17 protein-coding genes and 1 pseudogene are annotated in these 20,769 nt (G+C 62.1%); 4 read left to right on the forward strand and 14 right to left on the reverse strand.

The window, feature by feature from the left end:
- A partial coding sequence (locus IMW75_RS25340) for a hypothetical protein (RefSeq protein WP_205894133.1) occupies positions 1-210 on the forward strand: 210 nt, incomplete at its 5' end.
- A gap of 306 nt (positions 211-516) precedes the next feature.
- On the opposite strand, the gene IMW75_RS25345 is transcribed toward IMW75_RS25340, so the two are convergent.
- From IMW75_RS25345 to pmrG, 6 genes are all read right to left on the reverse strand, one after another.
- Positions 517-798 carry a DUF3077 domain-containing protein gene (locus IMW75_RS25345; protein WP_205894134.1) on the reverse strand — a complete coding sequence of 94 codons (282 nt, stop codon included), beginning with the start codon at positions 796-798 and terminating at the stop codon, positions 517-519.
- A gap of 710 nt (positions 799-1,508) precedes the next feature.
- Positions 1,509-2,150 (reverse strand): glycine zipper domain-containing protein, encoded by a 642-nt coding sequence (locus tag IMW75_RS25350; protein ID WP_205894135.1) that lies wholly within the window; start codon positions 2,148-2,150, stop codon positions 1,509-1,511.
- 32 nt (positions 2,151-2,182) lie between these two features.
- A complete protein-coding gene (locus tag IMW75_RS25355; RefSeq protein WP_205894136.1) occupies positions 2,183-3,832 on the reverse strand; it encodes a hypothetical protein in 1,650 nt (549 codons plus the stop codon).
- Positions 3,829-4,677 carry a hypothetical protein gene (locus IMW75_RS25360; RefSeq protein ID WP_205894137.1) on the reverse strand — a complete coding sequence of 283 codons (849 nt, stop codon included), beginning with the start codon at positions 4,675-4,677 and terminating at the stop codon, positions 3,829-3,831. The genes IMW75_RS25355 and IMW75_RS25360 overlap by 4 nt, the downstream gene beginning before the upstream one ends.
- A gap of 385 nt (positions 4,678-5,062) precedes the next feature.
- A complete protein-coding gene (locus tag IMW75_RS25365) occupies positions 5,063-5,890 on the reverse strand; it encodes a phosphatase PAP2 family protein (protein ID WP_205894138.1) in 828 nt (275 codons plus the stop codon).
- Positions 5,887-6,558, reverse strand: coding sequence for a lipopolysaccharide core heptose(II)-phosphate phosphatase PmrG (gene pmrG, locus IMW75_RS25370; RefSeq protein ID WP_205894139.1), 672 nt, complete (start codon positions 6,556-6,558; stop codon positions 5,887-5,889). The genes IMW75_RS25365 and pmrG overlap by 4 nt, the downstream gene beginning before the upstream one ends.
- Before the next feature lie 457 nt (positions 6,559-7,015).
- Here pmrG and IMW75_RS27465 point away from each other — a divergent pair.
- Together IMW75_RS27465 and IMW75_RS27470 are read left to right on the forward strand one after the other, a co-directional pair.
- A pseudogene (locus tag IMW75_RS27465) lies at positions 7,016-7,942 on the forward strand (methyl-accepting chemotaxis protein); the annotation flags it as partial.
- The gene (locus IMW75_RS27470) at positions 7,937-8,800 is read left to right on the forward strand and encodes a methyl-accepting chemotaxis protein (RefSeq protein WP_414704666.1); all 864 of its coding nucleotides are present in this window, start codon (positions 7,937-7,939) and stop codon (positions 8,798-8,800) included. The pseudogene IMW75_RS27465 and the gene IMW75_RS27470, both read left to right, overlap by 6 nt.
- Positions 8,801-8,956: 156 nt before the next feature.
- Here the strand turns inward: IMW75_RS27470 and IMW75_RS25380 are convergent, their stop codons facing one another.
- The 8 genes from IMW75_RS25380 to IMW75_RS25415 all read right to left on the reverse strand — a co-directional run bounded on the left by IMW75_RS25380 (position 8,957) and on the right by IMW75_RS25415 (position 19,484).
- A complete protein-coding gene (locus IMW75_RS25380) occupies positions 8,957-9,376 on the reverse strand; it encodes a PIN domain-containing protein (protein WP_205894141.1) in 420 nt (139 codons plus the stop codon).
- Positions 9,373-9,618 carry a FitA-like ribbon-helix-helix domain-containing protein gene (locus IMW75_RS25385; protein WP_205894142.1) on the reverse strand — a complete coding sequence of 82 codons (246 nt, stop codon included), beginning with the start codon at positions 9,616-9,618 and terminating at the stop codon, positions 9,373-9,375. The genes IMW75_RS25380 and IMW75_RS25385 overlap by 4 nt, the downstream gene beginning before the upstream one ends.
- 103 nt (positions 9,619-9,721) lie before the next feature.
- Positions 9,722-11,095 (reverse strand): DUF1329 domain-containing protein, encoded by a 1,374-nt coding sequence (locus IMW75_RS25390; RefSeq protein WP_205894143.1) that lies wholly within the window; start codon positions 11,093-11,095, stop codon positions 9,722-9,724.
- A 149-nt stretch (positions 11,096-11,244) separates the two neighbouring features.
- On the reverse strand, positions 11,245-13,200 hold the full coding sequence (locus tag IMW75_RS25395) for a DUF1302 domain-containing protein (RefSeq protein ID WP_205894144.1): 1,956 nt from the start codon (positions 13,198-13,200) through the stop codon (positions 11,245-11,247).
- Between the two features lie 60 nt (positions 13,201-13,260).
- Entirely contained in the window at positions 13,261-14,550 is a 1,290-nt protein-coding gene (locus IMW75_RS25400; RefSeq protein WP_205894145.1) for a phospholipase C/P1 nuclease family protein, read from the reverse strand.
- A 117-nt stretch (positions 14,551-14,667) separates the two neighbouring features.
- A complete protein-coding gene (locus tag IMW75_RS25405; protein ID WP_205894149.1) occupies positions 14,668-16,233 on the reverse strand; it encodes an FGGY-family carbohydrate kinase in 1,566 nt (521 codons plus the stop codon).
- 66 nt (positions 16,234-16,299) lie between these two features.
- Entirely contained in the window at positions 16,300-17,883 is a 1,584-nt protein-coding gene (locus tag IMW75_RS25410; RefSeq protein WP_205894146.1) for a glycerol-3-phosphate dehydrogenase/oxidase, read from the reverse strand.
- Between the two features lie 5 nt (positions 17,884-17,888).
- Positions 17,889-19,484, reverse strand: coding sequence for an FAD-binding oxidoreductase (locus tag IMW75_RS25415; RefSeq protein WP_205894147.1), 1,596 nt, complete (start codon positions 19,482-19,484; stop codon positions 17,889-17,891).
- 210 nt (positions 19,485-19,694) lie between these two features.
- On the opposite strand from IMW75_RS25415, the gene gliR reads away from it, so the two are divergent.
- Positions 19,695-20,723: an AraC family transcriptional regulator GliR gene (gene gliR, locus IMW75_RS25420; protein ID WP_205894148.1), complete on the forward strand. Its 1,029-nt coding sequence runs from the start codon at positions 19,695-19,697 to the stop codon at positions 20,721-20,723.
- Positions 20,724-20,769: the final 46 nt, after the last annotated feature.

Raw genomic sequence — 20,769 nt, forward strand, 5'->3', positions numbered from 1 at the left:
CTGGCTGAGGCCCTGGATATGACCGATTTGAATGGCGGCGCGTTCTTCGACGCTGAGTTCGTGATAGGACATGGGGCAGCACCGTACCGGAAAGGTCAGGTGTTGCACTCAGTTTTTGCCGCCGCCCAGCCATTACTGCTATACATCAATAATTCACCGAATCATTTCAAATTAACCCGGCCCACCGAATTAACGAAAAAAGACGTCTAAGGACGTCTTGTTTGTGCCTGGAATTCAGCGCAATTATGGGTTTCAGGCCATTGGCTTCCGCAGATGCATTTTGAATTCCAGTCGCTGTGGTGTCCCGTTGGTATCCCGAGCCTGAAGATTCGAGCAGTCACACCAATCCCAAAGACCTTCAAGACACCCTGCCTCAACCTACATAAATTGCCAATCAGAGAACAAAAGCCCACCCCCAAAACACCACCTCCTGTGGGAGCGGGCTTGCCCGCGAAAGCGCCAGATCATCCACAACACATCCAAATGATCCAGCACCATCGCAAGCGCACCTCTAGACTAATCCCCAGAATCCCCCCGCTCCCGCATCAAAACCTTCAACGAATCATCAACCAACGCCTTACCCATAGCCGCCAAATAATGCGCAGCCCAAGCATGACGCCCATTGTCCTTCGCATAAGCCGCATCCTCAGTCAGCGACTTGGCAAGGCAAAGAAAATCCGAAGCCATCGACAACGCATCACCAATGGGCACGCCACCAATGACGTGAAACATTGCTTGATTACCGAGGTAGATCGCGGGAGTGAAGCCGATGGTTCTGAGTTCGGGACTGTCGGTCATTTGCCACCTCCGGAGAGGGAGATGCAGTGGCCGAGGGTGGATGGTGGGGCGTTACGCCACTGAGAACTGCGAAGAGGGGGAAGCCAAACTTCGTACGGTTTAATTCTGCGCATTATCCAACTCCTTGATATGGGGAGCTGCCACGTTCGTTTCCACACGAATGGGTGACAGCTGTGCGCAGGGTGGAAAACCGGTAATCAAGGAAACCGGCACGCCCGAAGACGTCCCACGCACAGCCGCCATAACTCACGCCGCAGGCATAAAAAACACCGGCAGACATGATGGGAGCGCTGTTGCGCCTTGAATTACTCGGGTTTCCACACCCGGTCGCTGAGTTTGCAGCGACGGCGAAAGGGTATCGCGAGCGTTCCTTCCCTGCAACCACTGACAGCCTCGGACTGAGCCTGTTATGGGCGGGCCGTATGTGGGCATCCTCGGATGCGCCGGGGTCCAACTAGCCGGTACGCCAACCCATACGGTTCCGCCCACCCTGATTGGCGTCCGGAGGTTGAGCGCCTCATTCGCAAGCTCGACATTGACCAGTATCGTTTTCTTCGGCTGAACTACCACGATGAAATTCAGGATACGTTGATGGTGAGCGAATCCGGCGTGTATGCGCTCATGATCTATCACCACATCCCTGAAAACCGAAATCTTCGGCAGTGGTGACGCATGAGGTCGTTCCCGCACTACACAGCCTTGAATCAGATTTACACTTGGGCGCTCGGCATCACCTGGATCGCCGATTGGGTGCCACGTGTCAGCTCGCGGTACTCGTAGGTCACCTTGTCAGGCGCGACCTTGCCGGTGTAGCCCTTCTTGATGTTGGCGACGATGTAGTTGAAGTCGCTCTTGCTGCGGGTGGTGACCACAATGTTGGCCTTGCTGCTGGCGCTGGACACGTAGTTACCCACTTGCGACAGCGGCTGCTTGAGGCGGTTGTCGCGCTTTTTCACCAGAGCCTGCGGCACGTTGACCTGCATCGAGTCCATGCTTTCGACACTGGCGGCCCCGACGTCATTGCGCTTGTCCGCGGGTACCTCTTCCTGGCGGGTTGTCAGTTGCACAACCGCGACATCACTCGACTGGCGCTCGATGGCCGCCTTGGCCTGACGGGCGTTTTCCAGGTCCTTCTGACGACCCACGTAATAACCGGTGGGCGCGCCCAGGGCCGCGCCAATGGCGCAACCGGTGCCAGGGTTGCCACCCGTCCCGGCGGCAATCGCGGCACCGCCAATGCAACCGAGTACACCGCCGACCGCCGTGCTGCCTATGGGCGAGTTCTGGCAACCACTCAACAACAAACCGGTACAGGCGAGCAACAGGGTTGATACAGCAAGTGCGCGCGACAAGGGCGACTCCTTTCGAGACTGGATATGAGCATTCATTGAGGCTGATAGCCGTAGGTCAAGCCCCCGAGCAGGTGCAGGCGCACCCGTTCGTTAAGCGGGTAAAACACCGGCTGGACCTGGGCCGTCCACTGCACACTGTGGGCAATGATCCAGCCCATGAGCCCAAGCGTGGAGCCGTTCTGCTGCTTGAGGTCGAGAAACAGCTGCTGCTCGGTCACCTTGTTGGTCCAGAGCATCGGCACCGTCAGCACCACCAGCGCGTAGCCGACAAAGGCGGCCGCGTAGAGCCTTGGCGGGACGTAACACAGCGCCCGGGTGAAAAAGCCCAGGCACTTGAAGATGTGGGTGAAGGCGCCGAGCAGGGAAAACAACAGGGCGATCATCGGCACAATCAGCGCTCGGTAGCTGTCACGGCCGATCTGCGCCTTTTCGCCTCTGTCGCGGTAGTTTTGCGGGTCGACCAAGCGATCTTCGATCAGCTGCCTGGCATCGAAGCTGATGGTCGGCCGGTACACGGTTTGCTCGAAGTCGCTGGGCGACAGGTCGGGTTGCAAGGTGATCAAGTACGGCAAGTGCAACGCGTCGCGCCACTTGTTCTGGATCGGCAGCTGCGCAAAAAACTGCCCGCGCGGCAAGCCCGGCTCGATCCAGCGGCCGACCGACTCCAACCCGGCGGCATAGGCGCTACGGGCGTCCAGTTGCACGCGCCGGGCCACGGCGCGGTTGAAGCCCGCACGGTCGTTGGGGCGCCAATCGTCGGCCACCGCGATGCCCTTCTCGCGCAGCGACTGACGGACCGTGTTGGCATGGCGGTTCGGCACATTGTTGGGGGTCAGGCGGCGGTTGCGTTGCTTGAGGCTCTGCACGTAATCGTTCCAGGCCTGCTGCTGGTGCCGGGCGATGGACGCCGCGCTGATCGCCTCCAGGTAGCGCCGGCTGCCCTGCTGGTACTGGCGATAGCTTTCATCCAGCTCGGCGAGGGAGTCCTGGTAGCGGCGATAATTAACCTCGGCATCGCCGCGCACGGTTTCGGCGAACAACTCGAAGAACGGCTGCGCCTGCGGCTTGATGCTCTCCGTCAGGTGATCCTTCGACAGCAGCATGATGGGAAGCGTCGCCAGCAGGGTCTTGCCCTCAGGGCGCTGCAAATCCTCGGTCGTGAGGTCCAGACCCGTCAAGCCGAAATCCTGGTGCACCATCAAGTACGTCATCGGCACGCCCAAGGCCGCGCGCGCTCGCTCATCGGGCGTCGAGCGATCCACCAGGTGATTGACCAGCGCCAACTGCGCAAAGTACGTAGTACCCACGCAGCCGACGATCACCAGGGCCGCCCAGATCGTCGTGCGAAGACGGCTCCAGCCCAGGCGCAAACTCTTCTTCAGCACCGAGCCCAACCCCAGCAGGGCCACCGCCGTGCCGGCGATCAAGCGTCCGTAGACCTCGATGGACTCCACTTGATGTTGACTGGCCAGGCCGCCGACTACGTCCAGCAAACGGGCGTTGAAGCCCATTTCGACCATCAGGTACAGCAGCGTCAGGGTTAGCATCACCAGGACCAGCACACGTTCCTGGCGCCGTGGCAGGGGGTTCTTGTCTTTGCGTAGCCAGTGCATCAACGCACTGGCCAGCGAGCGGCGCCGCGCACGGTGACCCAATCGCTGGAGCAGTGTCAGGCTGGTCACGATTCGGTCTCCACCCTGGAGATCAGGTTGATCTCTACCCGGCGCCTCGGTGGCGTAGTCGCCTGGGCATGTTTGACGACCGCATCAGCCACCGGTTGCGGTAGCTGGGAAGGAATCGGCACTTTGGCCGGCGGTTTGGGCGCAGGCTTGGGTACTGGGGCAGGCACGGTCACCTTGGGGTTGGGCGCAGGCGGCGCGGAGGGCTTGGTGCGCGCAGTGGCCACGGGGGTCGCTGCGGTAGTGGGCACCGGCGCAGGCTTGGCGGCCACTGGTGGCCTGGGTGCGGGTGCGGGTGCAGCGGCAACCGCCGGCCGGGCCTTGGACAGGCCCTGCAGCAGCCCCGGCAGGTCGACCTTCATCGGCCCGCGGAAATTCTTGTCCTTCGAGGAATAGGTCCAGGCCTCGGAGCGTCGGTCATCCATCCGCATGGCGACGAAACTCTTGCCGTCCTCACTGCGCTGGAAAGCCAGCACGTCGTCACAGCCCCCCAGTCGATAAGGGCCCCAGACTGTCTTCCCGGAGATCACTATCAAGGCGGTTTGGGAGTCGCACTGCGCGGTGCGATAGCTCATGACCACCGCCGTGTCGCCGTCCAGCTCCATCGTGGTTTCGACGGTGCTTTCACGCCAGTCGTCCGGCAGTTGCACCTGCATCTTGCGCTCATGCAGGCTCAAGTACGCTTGGCCAGCGGGGGTTTCCATGTGACTGAAAGGCCCGGCCGCCGAATTGAAGCGACCGATCACCTGGTCGGCCTGCACGCCGAACGCGCTGCACAGCAGTACAAGCAACACACCGCGAGTAATTAGGCGGCCCAGCGTTCGCAGGGCTCTGATGGGTGTCAACATGGTCTTCCTTAACCGGGTACCTGGGCGCGCCGACATTCCGCTACGCGCCGGGATGCTAGCATAAAGCCACAAATTCGCGATAACCCTGCTTGCCGGTTGGAAGACCCAGAGCCCCTTGCGGGAGCGCATCTGCGATGGGCGCTACGCCTGCGAAAGCGTGGAGTCACTGCTAATTGATCCAGCCCAGGCCCTGAGGACGACTTCTAAACTTGATGAGCAGTGTGCAGTGCGGATGAATTTTTCTTCACCCCACTGCACGGCGGCAACCGGTACATTGGCCCCGCTCATTCAAGAAACTACGGTTTGCCCGCCCTCCCGCGGGCTTTTTTTTGTCTGCGGGAAAAAAGATCGCAGCCTCGTTTCACTTGGCAGCTCCTACGGGGGGTTATGGGAGCGAACTTGCTGGCGAGAGCACCGCCTCGGGTGATCGCGCCTGCGTCACGGGCGCTTCCAGCCGCGCGCGACCGTAGAACGCCAGCGCCGTCAGCAGGCAGGCCAGCCACACGAAGATCCCGGCCCAGAAGGTGTGGGACATGTAGTGCCACCCTTGCAGGACTCGGGTGGTGCCGTACACGAAACCCAGCGCCAGCGAGCCGTACATCAGCGCCTTGGAATAGCGCCAGCGATAACGACGCGCCACGAAGTACAGCGCCAGCATGGTGAAACCACCCGAGGCATGCCCGCCTGGCCAGCAGCGCCCGTCACCCGCGACTTTGAGCAGGTCGAAGTTCTGGTACCACTCCTTGTGCTCGATCTTGCCGCCGTACTGGGTGGTTTCAATCGGGCAATACACGCTGGTATGGCCCTTGAGGTAGTGGATGACGCCGGTGCTGATGGAAAACGCGAACACCACGTACAGGAAATCCCGACGGTGCCTGGTGGCAAATCGCAGCACCGGGGCCAGCTTGATTCGCTCCAGGAAGCGGATGAGCTTCGCATGCTTTTCAGCCTTCAGACGCGGCCATAAAAAGGACAGCAAGGCGCCGATGATTGCGATTTCACCGGTCCAGTTGGGGATGATGCGCGCCCATTTATGGGTGATTTTTTCGAACAGGTGCACGTGGTCCAGCGGGAAAGTCTGGCTGACCGGGTCATAAAAAAGATCATTGAAGGCGATGTCGATTCGGGTCAGGTCGAACAGCAGGAACACCGCGACGGCGAGGGCCAGCGGGATACCGAAATTGAAGGCATAGAAGCGCATGGATCGGCTCATTGGGTGGTCACCGAGCGCCAGTCGGAAGCTTCTACGAAGCCCAGCATGCGCGGCACGGTAAAGGCTTGGGCAGAGATGAACAGCGACGCCCCGTAACCGAGGGTCGAGACTGGCAGCTTGAGGTCTTTTTCCAGTTGCGCCATGCACTCGCTGTGCGTGACCAGAATCAGGTTGCGGCCCGGTACCTTATGCATCAGTGCATCCTTCAGCATGGTGCCCCGGCAATTGATCAACCACTCTTCACCGGCGCCCACTTTGTTGAACATGTACCCGGCCGTCTGCGCAGTACGCAGTATCGGGCTGTTGTAGACGTCCGCCTTGTCGAGCCCCAACTGCTCGAACTGCGCGCCGACGCCCACCGCGACACTGCGCGAGCGCGAGGTGATGCCGTCCTCGCCACTCAGGCACGCGGCGCTGGAGTGATCGCAACGCTCAACGTGGCGCACCAGGACGATCATGTCGCCCTTGGCCCAGCCATCGAGCAATGCCCGGGCGCCAGCAGTATTGCCATGGGCCAGGTCGGGTACGGCGGCGGGTGCCAACAGCCAGAGGGTCAACGGAATCACCAGCAGGGCAGACGCCAGGACCACGACCGTATTTCGATAACGGGTCAGCCAGCTCAGATCAATAGAGCGCTTTATGCCCAACAGACTCAGTCTTAATTCCACATCTGGCCGCCTCGCCGGCATGCATCATCTTCATTTGATGCCGCGAAGTTAGAGAGTGGGGCGTTGGCAGGGGGTGAAACGAATGTGAAAAAAAGCTTAAGAAAAGATCGCAGCCTCGTTTCACTTGGCAGCTCCTGCAGCAGGCCCGCGGCGGGCTCCCTCGTAGGAGCTGCCAAGTGAAACGAGGCTGCGATCTTTTGACCTTCAGTTACCAGGCCAGCTGCCGATACCCCCCTGCTACCCATTTTTTGCTGGCTCTCAAAAACAACAATCTTCCAGCCTAACGACGATCAAGAAACACAACGTTCCTGGAGGAATTGTGATGAATAGCTGGTTCGGCAACATCAGCGTAAACCTGAAACTGGGCCTGGGATTTGGCCTGGTCCTGGCACTGACCTGCGTCCTCGCCCTGACCGGCTGGACGAGCCTGGGCGGGTTGATTGACCGCAGCAACTGGATGAGCGACATCACCCAGCTCAACGCTGGCCTGACCAAGTTGCGAGTGGTACGCCTGCAATACATGCTGACCAACGGCGACGAAACCGCCGCGCAGAATGTACAGACCACCCTCGACGCGTTTTCCGCCCAGCAACAAGCGTTGCTGGTGAAATTCAAGAGCCCGGAAAACCTCAAGCTGCTGCGCGAGCAAGGCGCTCAGATCGACGCCTACAAAACGTCCCTGAACAAGATGCGCAGTGCCTACCGTTCCGGCAACAGCGCGCGCGACGCCATGGGCGCCAACGCCGAAATCGCCAATTCGCTGATCAATGCCATTAACACGCGCGTGCAGCAAATGCCGCCCGGCGACCAGCGCTTTGAACAGTTCCAGGCCATCACTGCGGCCAAGGAAGCCTTCCTGCTGGCCCGCTACGAAGTGCGCGGCTACACCGCCACCTCCAATGCCGAGACCGAGCAAAAAGCGCTCGGCCAACTGGACGCCGCGATTGCCAGCCTGAAACCGCTCAACGTGCATTTCGCTGATACTCAGCTCGACGCACTGCGTCAGCTGGAAACCGCGCTGGGCAACTACCGCAGTGCATTGCAGGCTTACAAGAATGCCAGCAGTGAGGCGGTTCAGGCGCGCAAGGAAATGACCGACGAAGGCGCGGCCATCGTGTCCCTGAGCGATCAGCTGTATCAAATCCAGCTCGACCGCCGCGACGTCGAAAGCGCACAGGCGCGCACCCTGCAATTGATCAGCACCCTGCTGGCGCTGCTGGTGGGCATCATTGCCGCTGTGCTCATCACCCGGCAGATCACCGGCCCGCTGCGGGAAACCCTGGCGGTGGTCGAGCGTATTGCCGGAGGCGACCTTTCGCAGGACATCAAGGTCACTCGCCGCGATGAACTGGGCGTGTTGCAACAAGGCATCGCGCGCATGGGCGTGACCCTGCGTGAACTGATCAGCGGCATCCGCGACGGCGTCGCACAGATTGCCAGTGCCGCTGAAGAGCTGTCCGCCGTCACCGAGCAAACCAGCGCCGGCGTCAACAGCCAGAAGGTCGAGACCGATCAGGTGGCCACCGCCATGCACGAGATGACCGCGACTGTGCAGGAGGTGGCGCGCAATGCCGAACAGGCCTCGCAAGCGGCCGCCGCCGCTGATGGCGAAGCGCGTGCAGGCGACAAGGTGGTCAACGAAGCCATTGCGCAGATCGAACGCCTGGCCAGCGAAGTGGCGCGTTCCACCGAAGCCATGAGTGTGCTGCAACAGGAAAGCGACAAGATCGGCAGCGTCATGGACGTGATCAAAGCCGTCGCCGAGCAGACCAATCTGCTTGCACTCAACGCCGCCATCGAAGCGGCTCGCGCCGGTGACGCCGGCCGTGGCTTTGCCGTGGTTGCCGATGAAGTTCGCGGGCTGGCCCAGCGCACGCAGAAATCCACCGAGGAGATCGAAGGCCTGGTGGCCGGTTTGCAGAACGGCACCCAGCAGGTATCGACGGTGATGAACAACAGCCGCACCCTGACCGACAGCAGTGTCGCCCTGACCCGCAAGGCTGGCCTGTCCCTGGAGACCATCACCCGCACGGTGTCGAACATCCAGTCGATGAACCAGCAGATCGCCGCCGCGGCCGAACAGCAAAGCGCCGTGGCCGAAGAGATCAGCCGCAGCATCATCAACGTGCGCGACGTGTCTGAACAGACCGCGGCAGCGAGCGACGAGACGGCCAAGTCCAGTGTCGAACTGGCGCGCCTGGGTGGTCAGTTACAGATGATGGTGAGCCACTTCCGCGTTTGATCACGCGGTTGCGGTGAATGGCAGATCGTTTCGCCAAGCACCGCCGCTCCCACAAGGTTTACGTCGTTCACGAGTTCATCGAACGACACATATCCCTGTGGGAACGGAGTTGTGCCAGGCGGCGTTGCGAAGAAATGGTCTGACGGCCTGTGAAGTTCAGGCATCCCACGGGTTGATCACTTCAACTACGCAAAACTCGAAGTCCCGCACGTTTCGCGTGGCAATCGCCGCCCCATGGCTTCGGCAAATGGCGGCGATTTGCGCATCAGCCATCGAAACCGCTCGACCACTTGCCTCTGCGCCTGCTACCAGCGCCGCATACTCCACCGCAGCGTGAGCATCAAACGGCAGAATGCGTCCGGCGAAATCCTCTTCAAACATCGCCATCGCATGGGACTCCAGTTTCTGTTTGCGCTTACCGAACGGAAGTCGAGCAATGCCGTGCAGAATTTCCGCGACAGTGATCGCGCTGATGACCAACTCCATCGCCGGCTGCGAATCGACCCAATCCAGAACCTTTGAATCAGGTTCGACGCGCATAAACTCTGAAAGAACATTTGTGTCGAGCAAGATCACTCAGAAAAGTCCACTGCAGTCGCTTTTTCATGCCGTGATGGCAGGTTTAGCTCTACTCCAGCGTCACCGGAAAATCGCTGGTGAATACGACTCCCCAAGCCACCAGCACGCTGCACGGGTGACAACGCCCGCCCCAGGATCAGACGAGCCTCCTCTTCCATGGAATGACCATGATGAGCTGCAGCAATGCGCAGTTGCTCCTTTACCTGATCGTCAAGGTTTCGAATTGTGATGCTCGCCATGACGCACTCCTGCAATCAATGAAATCATTGATTGCAGCGTAGCACGTTTTATTTGCAGGGCGTGCCAGTCAGCCCGGTAACCCGTGCATGCTTGGCGCCTACCTCACCGCGTCCCACGCTGGCGCAACGCCGATGGCATGAAATAGGCGTCTTCGGGGATCGGCTGGGAGAAGTCCACGGTCTGCGGTTCTTCGTTATCCAGGTTCTGCACGTAGTAACGGCGCGCCTGCAGGTCGTGGAACACGTCCAGGGCGCTCCAGGTGGTGGGCAGGTCGTAGAAGTTCTTCAGGTAGCCCATCGACACCCGCCACAACTCCCCTCGCCCGTCGTACTGATCCACCAGCGCGGCGCCCCAGCTGTCTTCATCGAGGAACAGCACTCGTTTGGAATAGATGTGCCGCGAGCCGGGTTTGAGCGTGCCTTCCACGACCCACACCCGGTGCAGTTCGTAGCGGGTGTATTGCGGGTTGAGGTGGCCGGGGGTGAGCAGGTCTGAGTACTTCACCTGGGGGCTGCCTACCTTGTAGCTGTTGTAGGGAATGTAGACCTCCTGCTTGCCCTTGAGCTTCCAGTCGTAGCGGTCCGGGGAGCCGTTGAACAGGTCGGTGTCGTCGGCTGTGCGCAGGCCGTCCGACGAGGCGATCGGCGTGTCGTAAGCCAGGTTCGGTGCCCGCCGCACGCGGCGCTGGCCGGCGTCGTAGATCCAGGCCTGGCGTGGGTCCTTGAGCTGGTCCAGGGTCTCGTGGATCAGCGCCGCACCACCGGCCAGCCGGGCCGGGCTTTTGACGAAGGCCAGGTAGTAGAACAGGATATTTTTCAGGTCGGCGAACTGGCCGCCCGGGCGGTAGTAGTTGAACAGCCCTTCCTGTTGCGAGGTCACCAGGGCGAAGCTGCCATTACGCTGCACCGGCGCTTCGGAGGCGCGTCGGACTACGTAGATCCCGCGATAGCGGGTGATGTGGTTCCACAACGCTTCTACGCCATCCTTGGGCACCGGGAAGGGTACGCCGCCATAGGCATCGGCAAAGCCGGTACCGCCATCGAGCAGCTTCGCGCTGGTGGCGTTCTTGAACGTGTTGTCGTACAGCCACTGCGGCGCCGAGCCCGAGCGACGACTGGTGTACACCGGCATCTGGAAGGTGTCGGGGTAGCTGTTGAACAGCGCGATCTGGCCTGCACTGAGGTGCGCCTTGTACTGGTCAAGGTTGGCCTTGGTGATGGTGAACAGTGGCTTGTCTGTTGCGTACGGGTCGGGGTGATGCTGGCCCGGTTTGTAGCCCGCGGGCGGCTGGGTGATGCCGCCGTCCCAGGCCGGAATGGTGCCGGCAGCGTTGCCGGCACGCTCGGCGCCCAGAGGGGTCAGTGTGGTCTTGAGTTGCTGCGCTTGCTGGGGCGTGATGGCTGCCAGCGCGCTGCCGGCAGCCAGGCTCAGAACCACGGCCAGCGTAGTGTTGATCAGTCGTGACGTATGCAACATGGACATTCTCCAAAATAGAAATCCTGTGGGAGCAAGGCTTGCCCGCGATCAACGATGACGCCGTTGACCCGATCGCCTGCATCGCGAGCAAGCTTTGCTCCTACAGAGGCGCGCTCCCACCATTGAGTGCGCTTACCTGAACCGGGCCATCACAGGAAGTACTTGAGGTTGAACCCAACGTTGTCGCGGTCGCGGATACCGTTGTTCTGGCCTCCGCCGTAGAACTCGGTGTACTGCAACTCGGCCTCGAACCTGTTCTGGTAGTTGGCCTTGATGCCCAGGGTGTAGGCCTTGCGCCCTTCGATGGTGTTGCCCGCCTGGTAGCTGTTGCCCTTGAAATCATCCTTGTAGACGACATAGGGCGAGACGTTGACCCCGGCATACACATCGTTCCAGGTGCCGTTGACCATGGCGGTGTAGCTGTAGGAGTTGCGGTTGACCTGGTCGCCGCGATCGCCGCCGGACACGTAGGAATAGTTGCCGGTGCCGGCGTAATAACGGGTGCTGCCGTCGTAGGCGGTGTATTGCAGGTTGCTGCCACGCAAGTGCTCGGACGCCAGTTCGAATACGCCGAACATCGAGTCGAACGACAGGCTCGGGCCGAAGTTGTAGATCGTCCCCAGGGAGGTGTTGAACGCTTCGACCCGCTCGCCGTTGTTGATCTGGCTGTCGAGCTGGACCAGCTGCCCGCCGATATTGATCGTCTGCCCGGCAGCCGCCGCAGCAGCGCCGTTGGCCAGGTCGCCGATCAGGTCGTTGGTTGCGGCGACGCCGATCGGCAGGTTCGGCCGATAAGCCACTTCACCGAATACCGACGCCTGGCCCAGGGTGGTGTTGAAGCTGAAGCCATACATGCGAATGTCTTCGGCATAGCGCCGATGCGCCTGGATATTACCCAGGACGTCGGCGGTCGCCAGGCCGTTGGCCAGTTGCCCGGCCTGGCTGCCGGCAACCCCGGAGAGCAGATTGGTCAAGGCGTCCATGTCGATGCCCTGGTAACCACCAAGGTTGGCGGAGATGGTCGGCTCCTTGGCGTGATAGTTGACCATGTACAGCCCGAACTCGGTGCTGTTGAGCTGCTCGGCAATGTAGCGCAAGGCGAAGCCAAACTGCCCGTCGTTGCGGGCGTTGTAGTCCTTGCCCACCGACGCCACCTTCAGCGTATTGCCGAACGCCGGGGTCACGCCGTTGGCGTACAGGCCGGTGCTACCCAGCGCCTGGTTGAGCAACGGGTTATTGCCCAGCGCGCTGTACAGGTCGATTACATTGCCGAAACCTGGCACCGGTGTATCCAGCGCAGTGCCGGTAAAATTGTTGTAGGCGGTGTTGCCGCCATCGGCGAACAGGTCGGTCTGGGCGTAGAAGGTGCCGACCGGATCAATGCGGGTTTCCTTCCAGTTGGTCTGGTAGAAACTCTCCATGGTCAGGGTGTCGGTCAGGCCGATGTTGAAGCTGAGCGCCTCGACCGGAATCAGCACTTCCTTGACCTCGGCACCGGGCAAACGGTACTTGGCAGCGTCCACCGGGTTGGTGGTGTTGATCCCGCCCCGATAGAAAATGCCCTCGCCCCAGTTGAACACCTGGCGCCCAAGGCGGCCCGTCACCGGCATCGATGCCACGTCCCAGTTGCCATACACGTAGGCGTCGAGCATCTCCACCCGGTTGCCGGCAATACCGCGGGTCTGGTCGGTGAAGTGGTCGTCCTGGGGATAACTCTGGCTCGGCTGCGAGGGACTGTTGTTGCGGTAGTAATCGTTGCGCTTGTCCATCAGCTGGGTGTCATAGAACGCGGTGCCGCGCACGAACAACCCGTAGTTCTGGTAGTTGGCCTCGAGCTCGGAAGTGATCTTGTACACCTCGGAAACCAGCCCGGTATCGAAGTTGCGGTTGCCGTCGTTGGTATTGACGTCATCGTTAGTCTTGTCCCGTCCCTGCACCCGCCACATGCGGCCATAAGACAAGGTGCTGTCAAACGAGCCGGTGACCTGCTGGTCGAGCACACTGAATTCCACGGCCTGTACCGCGTCCACCGCGCACAGTTGTAGCAGCCCTGCCAGGCCTGCTCCGGTGATGCCGGCGCCAGACAGTTGTAAGCGCATCCTCATGGTCAGTTTCTCCTTCCCTGATTTTATTGTTGGGGTGTGCGGGCAACTTCGCCGCGATGGTCAGGGCGCCAACCCCGCCCTGACATAAATCCGGCTGTGCGCGCCGAAATGCCCCAGCAACTGCAACAGCTGCCGGTTGAGTTGCGGGTGGTCGTAGTCTTCGCGCGAGACCTGATTGCTGGCGCTGAAGTCCGTGGTGGCCGGGGCAGTCGCCAGCCATTGTTCGATGGCCTCATCAAAGGCTGCGGACTCGGCGACGGCCTGGGCACTGACCACTTCGCGCAGGTAGTCCACCGAGTACGGCGGGTAATCGGCGTCTTCACCGAGCCTGGCGTATGCCGCGATCATCGGGTGCGGTTCTCCGGCTTTCAGTAGCCGCCGCAGCCAGGCGGCTTGATACTTCTCGACCTCCATGTGCCGGGTCGCGACGCGCTGGATGGCGGCGTGTTTGTCGCTGTCGAAACCCGCCAGGGCCTTGCCTTCCATGAGCAGAAGACTCGCCAGCCCGGCGCCGGGCAGTGGCTTGGCGTGATAGGGCTGGGTCAGGTCCTGTATGTGGTGCAGGCCCCAGCCAAGGAAGCGGTAACCCCAATACGAATGCCCCGTCGCGAAGGCCAGGCGCGCCAGTCCCATGTATTGGTAAGCGCGCCAGTGCGGCCAACTGCGCTGCAGAAAACCGGCAGCGGCGTACACCACTGGGCTCTCATGGAAGAAGCCCATGTGGAAGGGAGCCTGGGAGCTGTATTGAAAACGTGAGTCGCCAAAAGGCTGCGGGCCGAAGCCGTAGCGCCCGCCGACCTCGCCAGGGTTGTCGCTGAACAGATTGATGTCGTGGCCATAATCCGGTTCGTCGGCGGCGCTGGCCAGCACCGCCAGGGGCGGCAGTTTTTCGCCGGTCAGCACGTGGATAAAGCGCTGGCGATTCCAGGGCGAGAGGGTCTGCTCAACCATCACCTGGTTGGCCTTCAAGTGTTCGCGTTCGGGCAGGTCGCGTCCCGGCAGTGGCTGGATGACCATCGCCAGATGAATCTGCGGGTTGATGCGCAACGCGGTAAGGAAGGCGTGTTGCAGATTGTCCCCGGGTTCGGCGGGTAGTTTCAGGTCGTCGGGACGTGTCGGGTATTGGGCGAAATGCTGGCGGGCAAACTGCTCCTGCTCATCGAGCAATTGGGCCACTGCCGGGTACTGCTGGGCGAGGAACTGCTCCAGGGGCTCGACTTCCACCTGGGGCGCTTCGCGCAGGGCGGGCAACGCTTGCAATGCCAGGTAGCTGCCCACTGTGTGATTGGACCAGCCCCAGGCTGACGGGGCCGTGACACACAACACCAGCAGGATAAATGGCAGCTTCATTGCTCGGATTTCTTATTGGATGTGCAGTAGGGATGAGCCTAACAACCACACCTGGCCGTGACACTGTCCGATCCGGCCGAAAAAGTTCTCCGATAGCGCCATGGGTTGCTCAACGCATCAAGCCGGGTAACCCGTGATCTCGCGAATGCTTTGGTACAACGGTTTCAACTGACGATACATGCGCAGGTACACCTCCTTGTACAGGCGCTCGTAGGTCTGATGCGCCTCGGCCTGGGGCATGAATACCGAGCCGACCCGGGTCATCGCCGCCGTTGCCGTGGCAAAGTCCGCGTGCAGTCCCAGCCCGACGGCGCAGCAAATGGCCGCGCCCAGACCAGAGGCCTCGTACACATGCGGCCGCTCGGCAGGCAGGCCGAAAATGTCCGCCGTGAGCTGCATCGCCGCATCGCTCTGGGAACCTCCGCCGGCGATGCGCAAGCGCTTGATGGAGACCTTCGAGCGCTTCTCGATACTCTCCATGCCCTGGCGCAAGGCGTAAGCCAGGCCTTCGAGGATCGCCCGATAGATATGCGCGCGGGTGTGCACGTCGCCGAAGCCGATCATCGCGCCTTTGGCTTCGACTCCCGGCTCGCGAATGCCGGGTGACCAGTAGGGTTGCAGCATCAACCCCATGGACCCCGCAGGCACGGCATTGACCAGGGCGTCGAACAGTTGCTCCGGTTCCACCCCCTGCTCCCTGGCCTGTTGCATTTCCCGCAGGCCGAACTCGTTCTTGAACCAGCTGACCATCCAGTAACCGCGGTAGATCATCACCTCGCAGTTGTAGTGGTCTGGAACGGCCGCCGGATAGGGCGGGATCAGCGGGACGATTTCCAGGTAGCGCGAACGGGTGCTGGTGATTGTCGCCGTGGTGCCGTAGGACAGGCACACCGTGCTGGAATCGACCACCCCGGCGCCCACCACCTCGCAAGCCTTGTCGGCACCGGCGGCAATCAGCGGCAGCCCTTCGGGAATGCCGGTGTGGCGGCTGGCAGTGGCGCTGATGTAGCCCAGGGTTTCGCCGGGCTTGAGCAGGCCGGGCAGTTGCTCGGGACGCACCGCCAGGGCCTGCCATTTCCAGTCGGAGGGCGCCGCCCAACGCAGGCGCTTGAAGTCGAAGGGCAGATAACCGACGCAGCCGCCGACCGAATCGACAAAGCGCCCGCACAGGCGATGGGTGAGAAAGCCTGAGAGCAGCAAAAACTTGTCAGTCGCCGCCCACACTTCAGGCTGATGACGAGCGACCCAGTTGGCTTCGGCCTGGGCGCGAAAATAGTCCACGGTGGCCTGGGCACCCACCAGTTTGAACAGCCAGCCCCAGGGTCCCTTGATGCCGCCTTCGACCTCGGTCTGGCGCTGGTCGAGCCAGAGGATCGCCGGGCGCAGCGGGTTGCCCTGGGCGTCGACGTTGATCAGGGTGCCGCGCTGGGTGGTCAGGGAAACGCCGGCAATCTGTGCTCGATCAATCCCGGTCTGCGCCCACAGCAACTGGCAGGCTTCACCCAGTTTGGCCCAGTAGTAATCCGGGTCCTGCTCGGCCCAGCCAGGCTGGGTGGAGTAGTAGGCTTGCAGTTCGACCTTGCCTTTGCCCAGCAGATTGCCCTGAAGATCGAACAGCAACGCCCGCACGCTTTGGGTTCCATTGTCGATGGCCAGCAGGTAACGCTTGTTCGGGTTGTCCATGGAGCTCTCTTCAATGGGCATGAGGGCCTGCATATCTGCGGTTTTCTACGGTTCGTGGCGGCCGGTTCATGGCAAGCCGTGCTGCCGCTGCCACAACGCCCGGTACAGCTGCTCCTCCTGCTGCCAACGGGCATCATCCCAGCCCAGCCGGGGCTGGCACAGTTGGCGAATGGCGGGCAAAAACGCCTCGCCGCCGGCGCGCAGCAACAGCCCCAGGCGGGTGCGGCGCAACAGCAGGTCATCCAGGTGCAGGACCATTTCAGTGTCGCAGGCCAGCGCCAGTTCCGCCCACAAGGTATCAGTGGCGCCAACGGTGTCATGGCCCAACTCTTCGAGCAATTGCGCCAGTCGCGGCAGGGCTCGACCGTGACGCCCGGCCAACCGCCGCCACTGGTAGCTGCTGAGCCCCGGGATCACCAAAGGTGGCACGGCGGCAAACACTGGCGCGCCGTCATCGTTCAACGTACGCCCGAGCATCGGCGCACAGGCCTTGAGCACTTCAATGGCCTGCGGGCGGAATGTGGTCAGCTTGCCCCCCGCCAGCGTCACACAACCGGGCTCTTGCCACAGCACATGCTCGCGGGTTTCGTTTGACGGTTTACCCTGCTGCTGGCCTGCAGCGCTGCCCACCACCGGGCGCACGCCGGACCAGGTCGACAGCACATCGCCAGCCACCACCCCGGCCTGGGGGAACTGCTGGGCGCAGGCTGCCAGCAGGTAGTCGAGTTCCTCGGCACTGATGCTGGCGCTCAGGTCCAGGTCGTCGTGATGATCCAGGTCCGTGGTGCCGACGACGGTGGCGCCTTCCCACGGAAAAACAAACACCGGGCGGCGGTCGCCGTGATGCAGAAACGTGAAGGCCTGGGCCACCGGCAAACGCCACCCTGGCAGCAACAGATGACTGCCACGCAACGGTCGCAATTGACGGGGATGTTCAGGCGGTCGCAGACGTTCAGCCCAGGCACCGGTCGCCACCGCCAAAACGCCACAGCGCAGTTGCAGCCCTGCCCCGCCTTCGCAGTCCTCGACCTGCACCCCGCACACCCGCCCGCCTTCGCGCAGCAATTGAACGACTCGCAGGCCATTGAGCACGACCGCGCCGTCAGCACGTGCCTCGGCCAATACACGCATCACCAGGCGGGCGTCGTCGGTCAGCGCATCGACAAAACCGGAGCCGCCCAGCAAATCGTCTTCCTTCACTCCCGGTGCCATGTACCGCAGTTGCTGCGCGTCATGAAAACGATGATTACGCCTCCCGGCCAACGCGTCATACACGGCCAACAAACCACCCATGACGCGGGGGCCAGGAAAGCCTCCGCGGTAATGCGGCATCATGAAACTCATGGGCTCCACCAACCCTGGAGCTTCATCCAGCAGGCGTTGGCGCTCGCGCACTGAGTCGCGAGTCAGGCGCCACTGGCCCTTGGCGATGTAACGCAAGCCGCCATGGACCATTTTCGAAGAACGACTGGAGGTGCCCCAGGCAAAGTCGCGCTGCTCCAACAACAGGCAGCGCCAGCCACGGCGCGCGGCCTCACGCACGATGCCGGCACCGCTGATACCGCCACCGATGACGATCAGGTCCCAGGCCTCATCCGCCAGGGTCGGCAGCGCGGCCTCTCGCCACGCGCCATTCCAGTCCGGGTTCATCGTCGTCACTCCTGCAGCAACGTGCCAGGGTTGAGCCGCCCGGCCGGATCGAAATGCCGACTCAACGCCTGCAAGGTGTCAATCGCCAGCGCCCCCTTCTCCCGCAGCAGATACGCCGCGTGGTCCTTGCCCACGCCATGCTGGTGACTGATGGTGCCGCCGTTGTCGACGATAGTTTGACTGGCGGCGTGCTTGAGCGCCTGCCAGCGTGCCAGGGTCGCCGGGTAATCCGCCGCCGGACGAAAGACGTAGGTGGTGTAGATGCTCGAACCTTCGCCATACACATGGGACAGGTGGGTGAACACGTGCACCTGCTCACCCTGGGCCGCAAGTGCAGCACGCAGGCTTTGCTCGATACGCTCGAGCAGGTTGTCGACATTGCTCCAGTCGGTAGCGGTTTCCAGGGTGTCGACCACATAACCGGCGTTCCACAGGTTTTCCCGCAGGTAGGGAAAACGGAAGCGGTTCTGCGCCCATTTCTTGCCGAGCAAGGTACCGGTGAAGACTCCACCGAAGGCCTTCAAATGCTGGCGAGCCTGGCTGAGCGACAGCGCGTTCTGCCGGCGGTTGCCGGTGACGCCGAACGTCAACATGCATTTGCCGACGCCGGCTCCGCGCAGGGCGAGGTATTTTTCCAGCCAGGCAATCTGCTGCGGGTGACCGGCCAAGGCGAGCTGGGTTTCGGTTTCCAGGGCATTGGACAGGCGCAGCATCGACAACGGCACCCGCGCCTGGGCCAACTGCCGGATCGCCTGCAGCGCCTGTGACCAGTCGGGCAGGAAAACACCGTAGAAACGCTCATCGGCCGGCAGCGCACTGATTCGCACCTTGACCTGGGAAATGATGCCGAAGCGCCCCTCACAGCCGAGCACCACTTCGCGCAAATCGGGGCCTGCGGCCGAGGCCGGAAAGGTGGCGATTTCCAAGGGGCCGGCAAAGGTTTCCAGCGTGCCGCCGGCGAACAACTGCTCGATTCGCCCGTAGCGCAGCGACTGCTGGCCGCTGGAGCGGCTGGCGACCCAACCGCCCAGGGTCGACAACTCCCACGACTGCGGGAAATGCCCCAGGGTGTAACCACGGGCGCGTAGCTGACTCTCCACCTGCGGGCCGCTGGCACCGGGGCCGAACGTGGCCAGCAGGCTGTGCTCGTCCAGGTCCAGCAAGCGATTCATGCGAGCCAGGGACACCGTCACCACTGGCCGCACCGAGTCTGGCGGGTTGATGTGCCCGGCCACCGAAGTGCCGCCGCCGTAAGGGATCAGGCACAGGTCCTGGGTCTGGGCGAGCGCCAGCAACTGGCGGATCTGCCCGGCGCTGTCGGGAAAGGCCACGGCGTCGGGGTAGAGGCCGGGCGCCCCTTCGCGCAGCGCCAGCCAGTCTGGCAGGCTCTGGCCCCGGGCATGCAGCAGGCGATCATGCGGCTCGATGCTGTACAGACCATGCGCCGCCAGCCGCGAAGCCGGTACCCTGGCCAGCGCCTCTTCGAGCGTTGCATCGGGCAATACACGACCGACACCCAGCCGCTCGGCGAGAAATCCCGCGCCCTGGGCCGGTAATTCGACCACCGTGGTTGCCTCTCCCCAGCCGTTCCAGCGTCGCATGCGTGTGTCCTTTTGCGGTTCTTATAAGTGATGTTTCAGACACCCATACTAGCCAGCCCACCGAAAGTGTCACGGTCGCATCCGGCCACTTCGAGTAGCCAATTGAGTCAAACACCGCGCCAGGACTGGCCATTTACTTTAGCGGTAGTTTCACACTACCTTTCAGGGTATTCATCCGCACATGCGGGCCTTGATCAAAGGAACACGATCATGCAATCGCTGGGCTTCACTTCTGTTCCGCCACTGCTCAAATACCTGCGTTATGCCGAACAGCTGGGTATCGCCACCGAGCCGGCGCTGGCGGCGGCCGGATTACAGGCGCAACAGTTGAGCGACAACAGCCTGCGGTTGCCGGGCGAGGTTCATGAGCGGTTGCTCGACTACTTCTGCGACCACTCGGCAGACCCGCTGTTCGGCCTCAACTCGGCGCGTTTCGTGCTACCCAATTCCTGGAGTGTGTTGGGTTACATCACCATGAACTGCGCGACCCTGGGCGATGCCATGAGCCGCATCATGCCGTTCGAAAAACTGGTCGGTGATATGGGCGTCAGCCGGGCCGAGGTGCAGGACGCGCAGGTGCACCTGATCTGGACCTGCCGTCACCAACGCCCGCGCATTCGCCGGCACCTGGTGGAAAATGTCCTCGGCTCCTGGCTGCAGTACGCCCGCTGGATTGCCGACACCCAGCTGGCGCCGGCCGCAGTGTGGTTTGAGCACGCGCAGCCGGACGAAACCACGCTGGCGCACTACGAGGCGTTTTTCGACTGCCCGGTGCTGTTTGAGCAGCCCTACTCGGCGCTGATTGTGCCGCTGCCCTACCTGCAGCTGCCCTTGCGCCAGGCCGATGCGCAACTGCTGCGCACCCTGGAAGAGCATGCGCTGGGGTTGATGGCGACCCTGGAGGATGCGTCGCTGCAGGAGCGGGTCAAGGGCATTCTGCGCCAGCTGCTCAAGGAGGGGTTGCCGCGCAAGGAACAGGTGGCCGAACAGTTCGCCATGTCGGTGCGCACCCTGCAACGCCAGCTGCATCAGGCGGGTACTTCGTATCAACAGATCCTCGATGACCTGCGCCAGGAGCTGGCGGAGCATTACCTGCTCAACAGCACCCTGCCGATTCAGGATATCGCGCAGTACCTGGGGTTTACCGAGTCCCGGTCGTTTCATCGCTCATTCAAGAGCCGGCGGGGAATGCCGCCAGGGGAGTTTCGCCAGGTTCATCGAAGTGCGGAGCCAAGCTGACGCGAACCTGTGGGAGCCCGGCTTGCCGGCGGTGGCGGTGGCGGTG

Origin of the sequence: Pseudomonas gregormendelii (assembly GCF_017114825.1) — a bacterium.
Classification (GTDB): domain Bacteria; phylum Pseudomonadota; class Gammaproteobacteria; order Pseudomonadales; family Pseudomonadaceae; genus Aquipseudomonas; species Aquipseudomonas gregormendelii.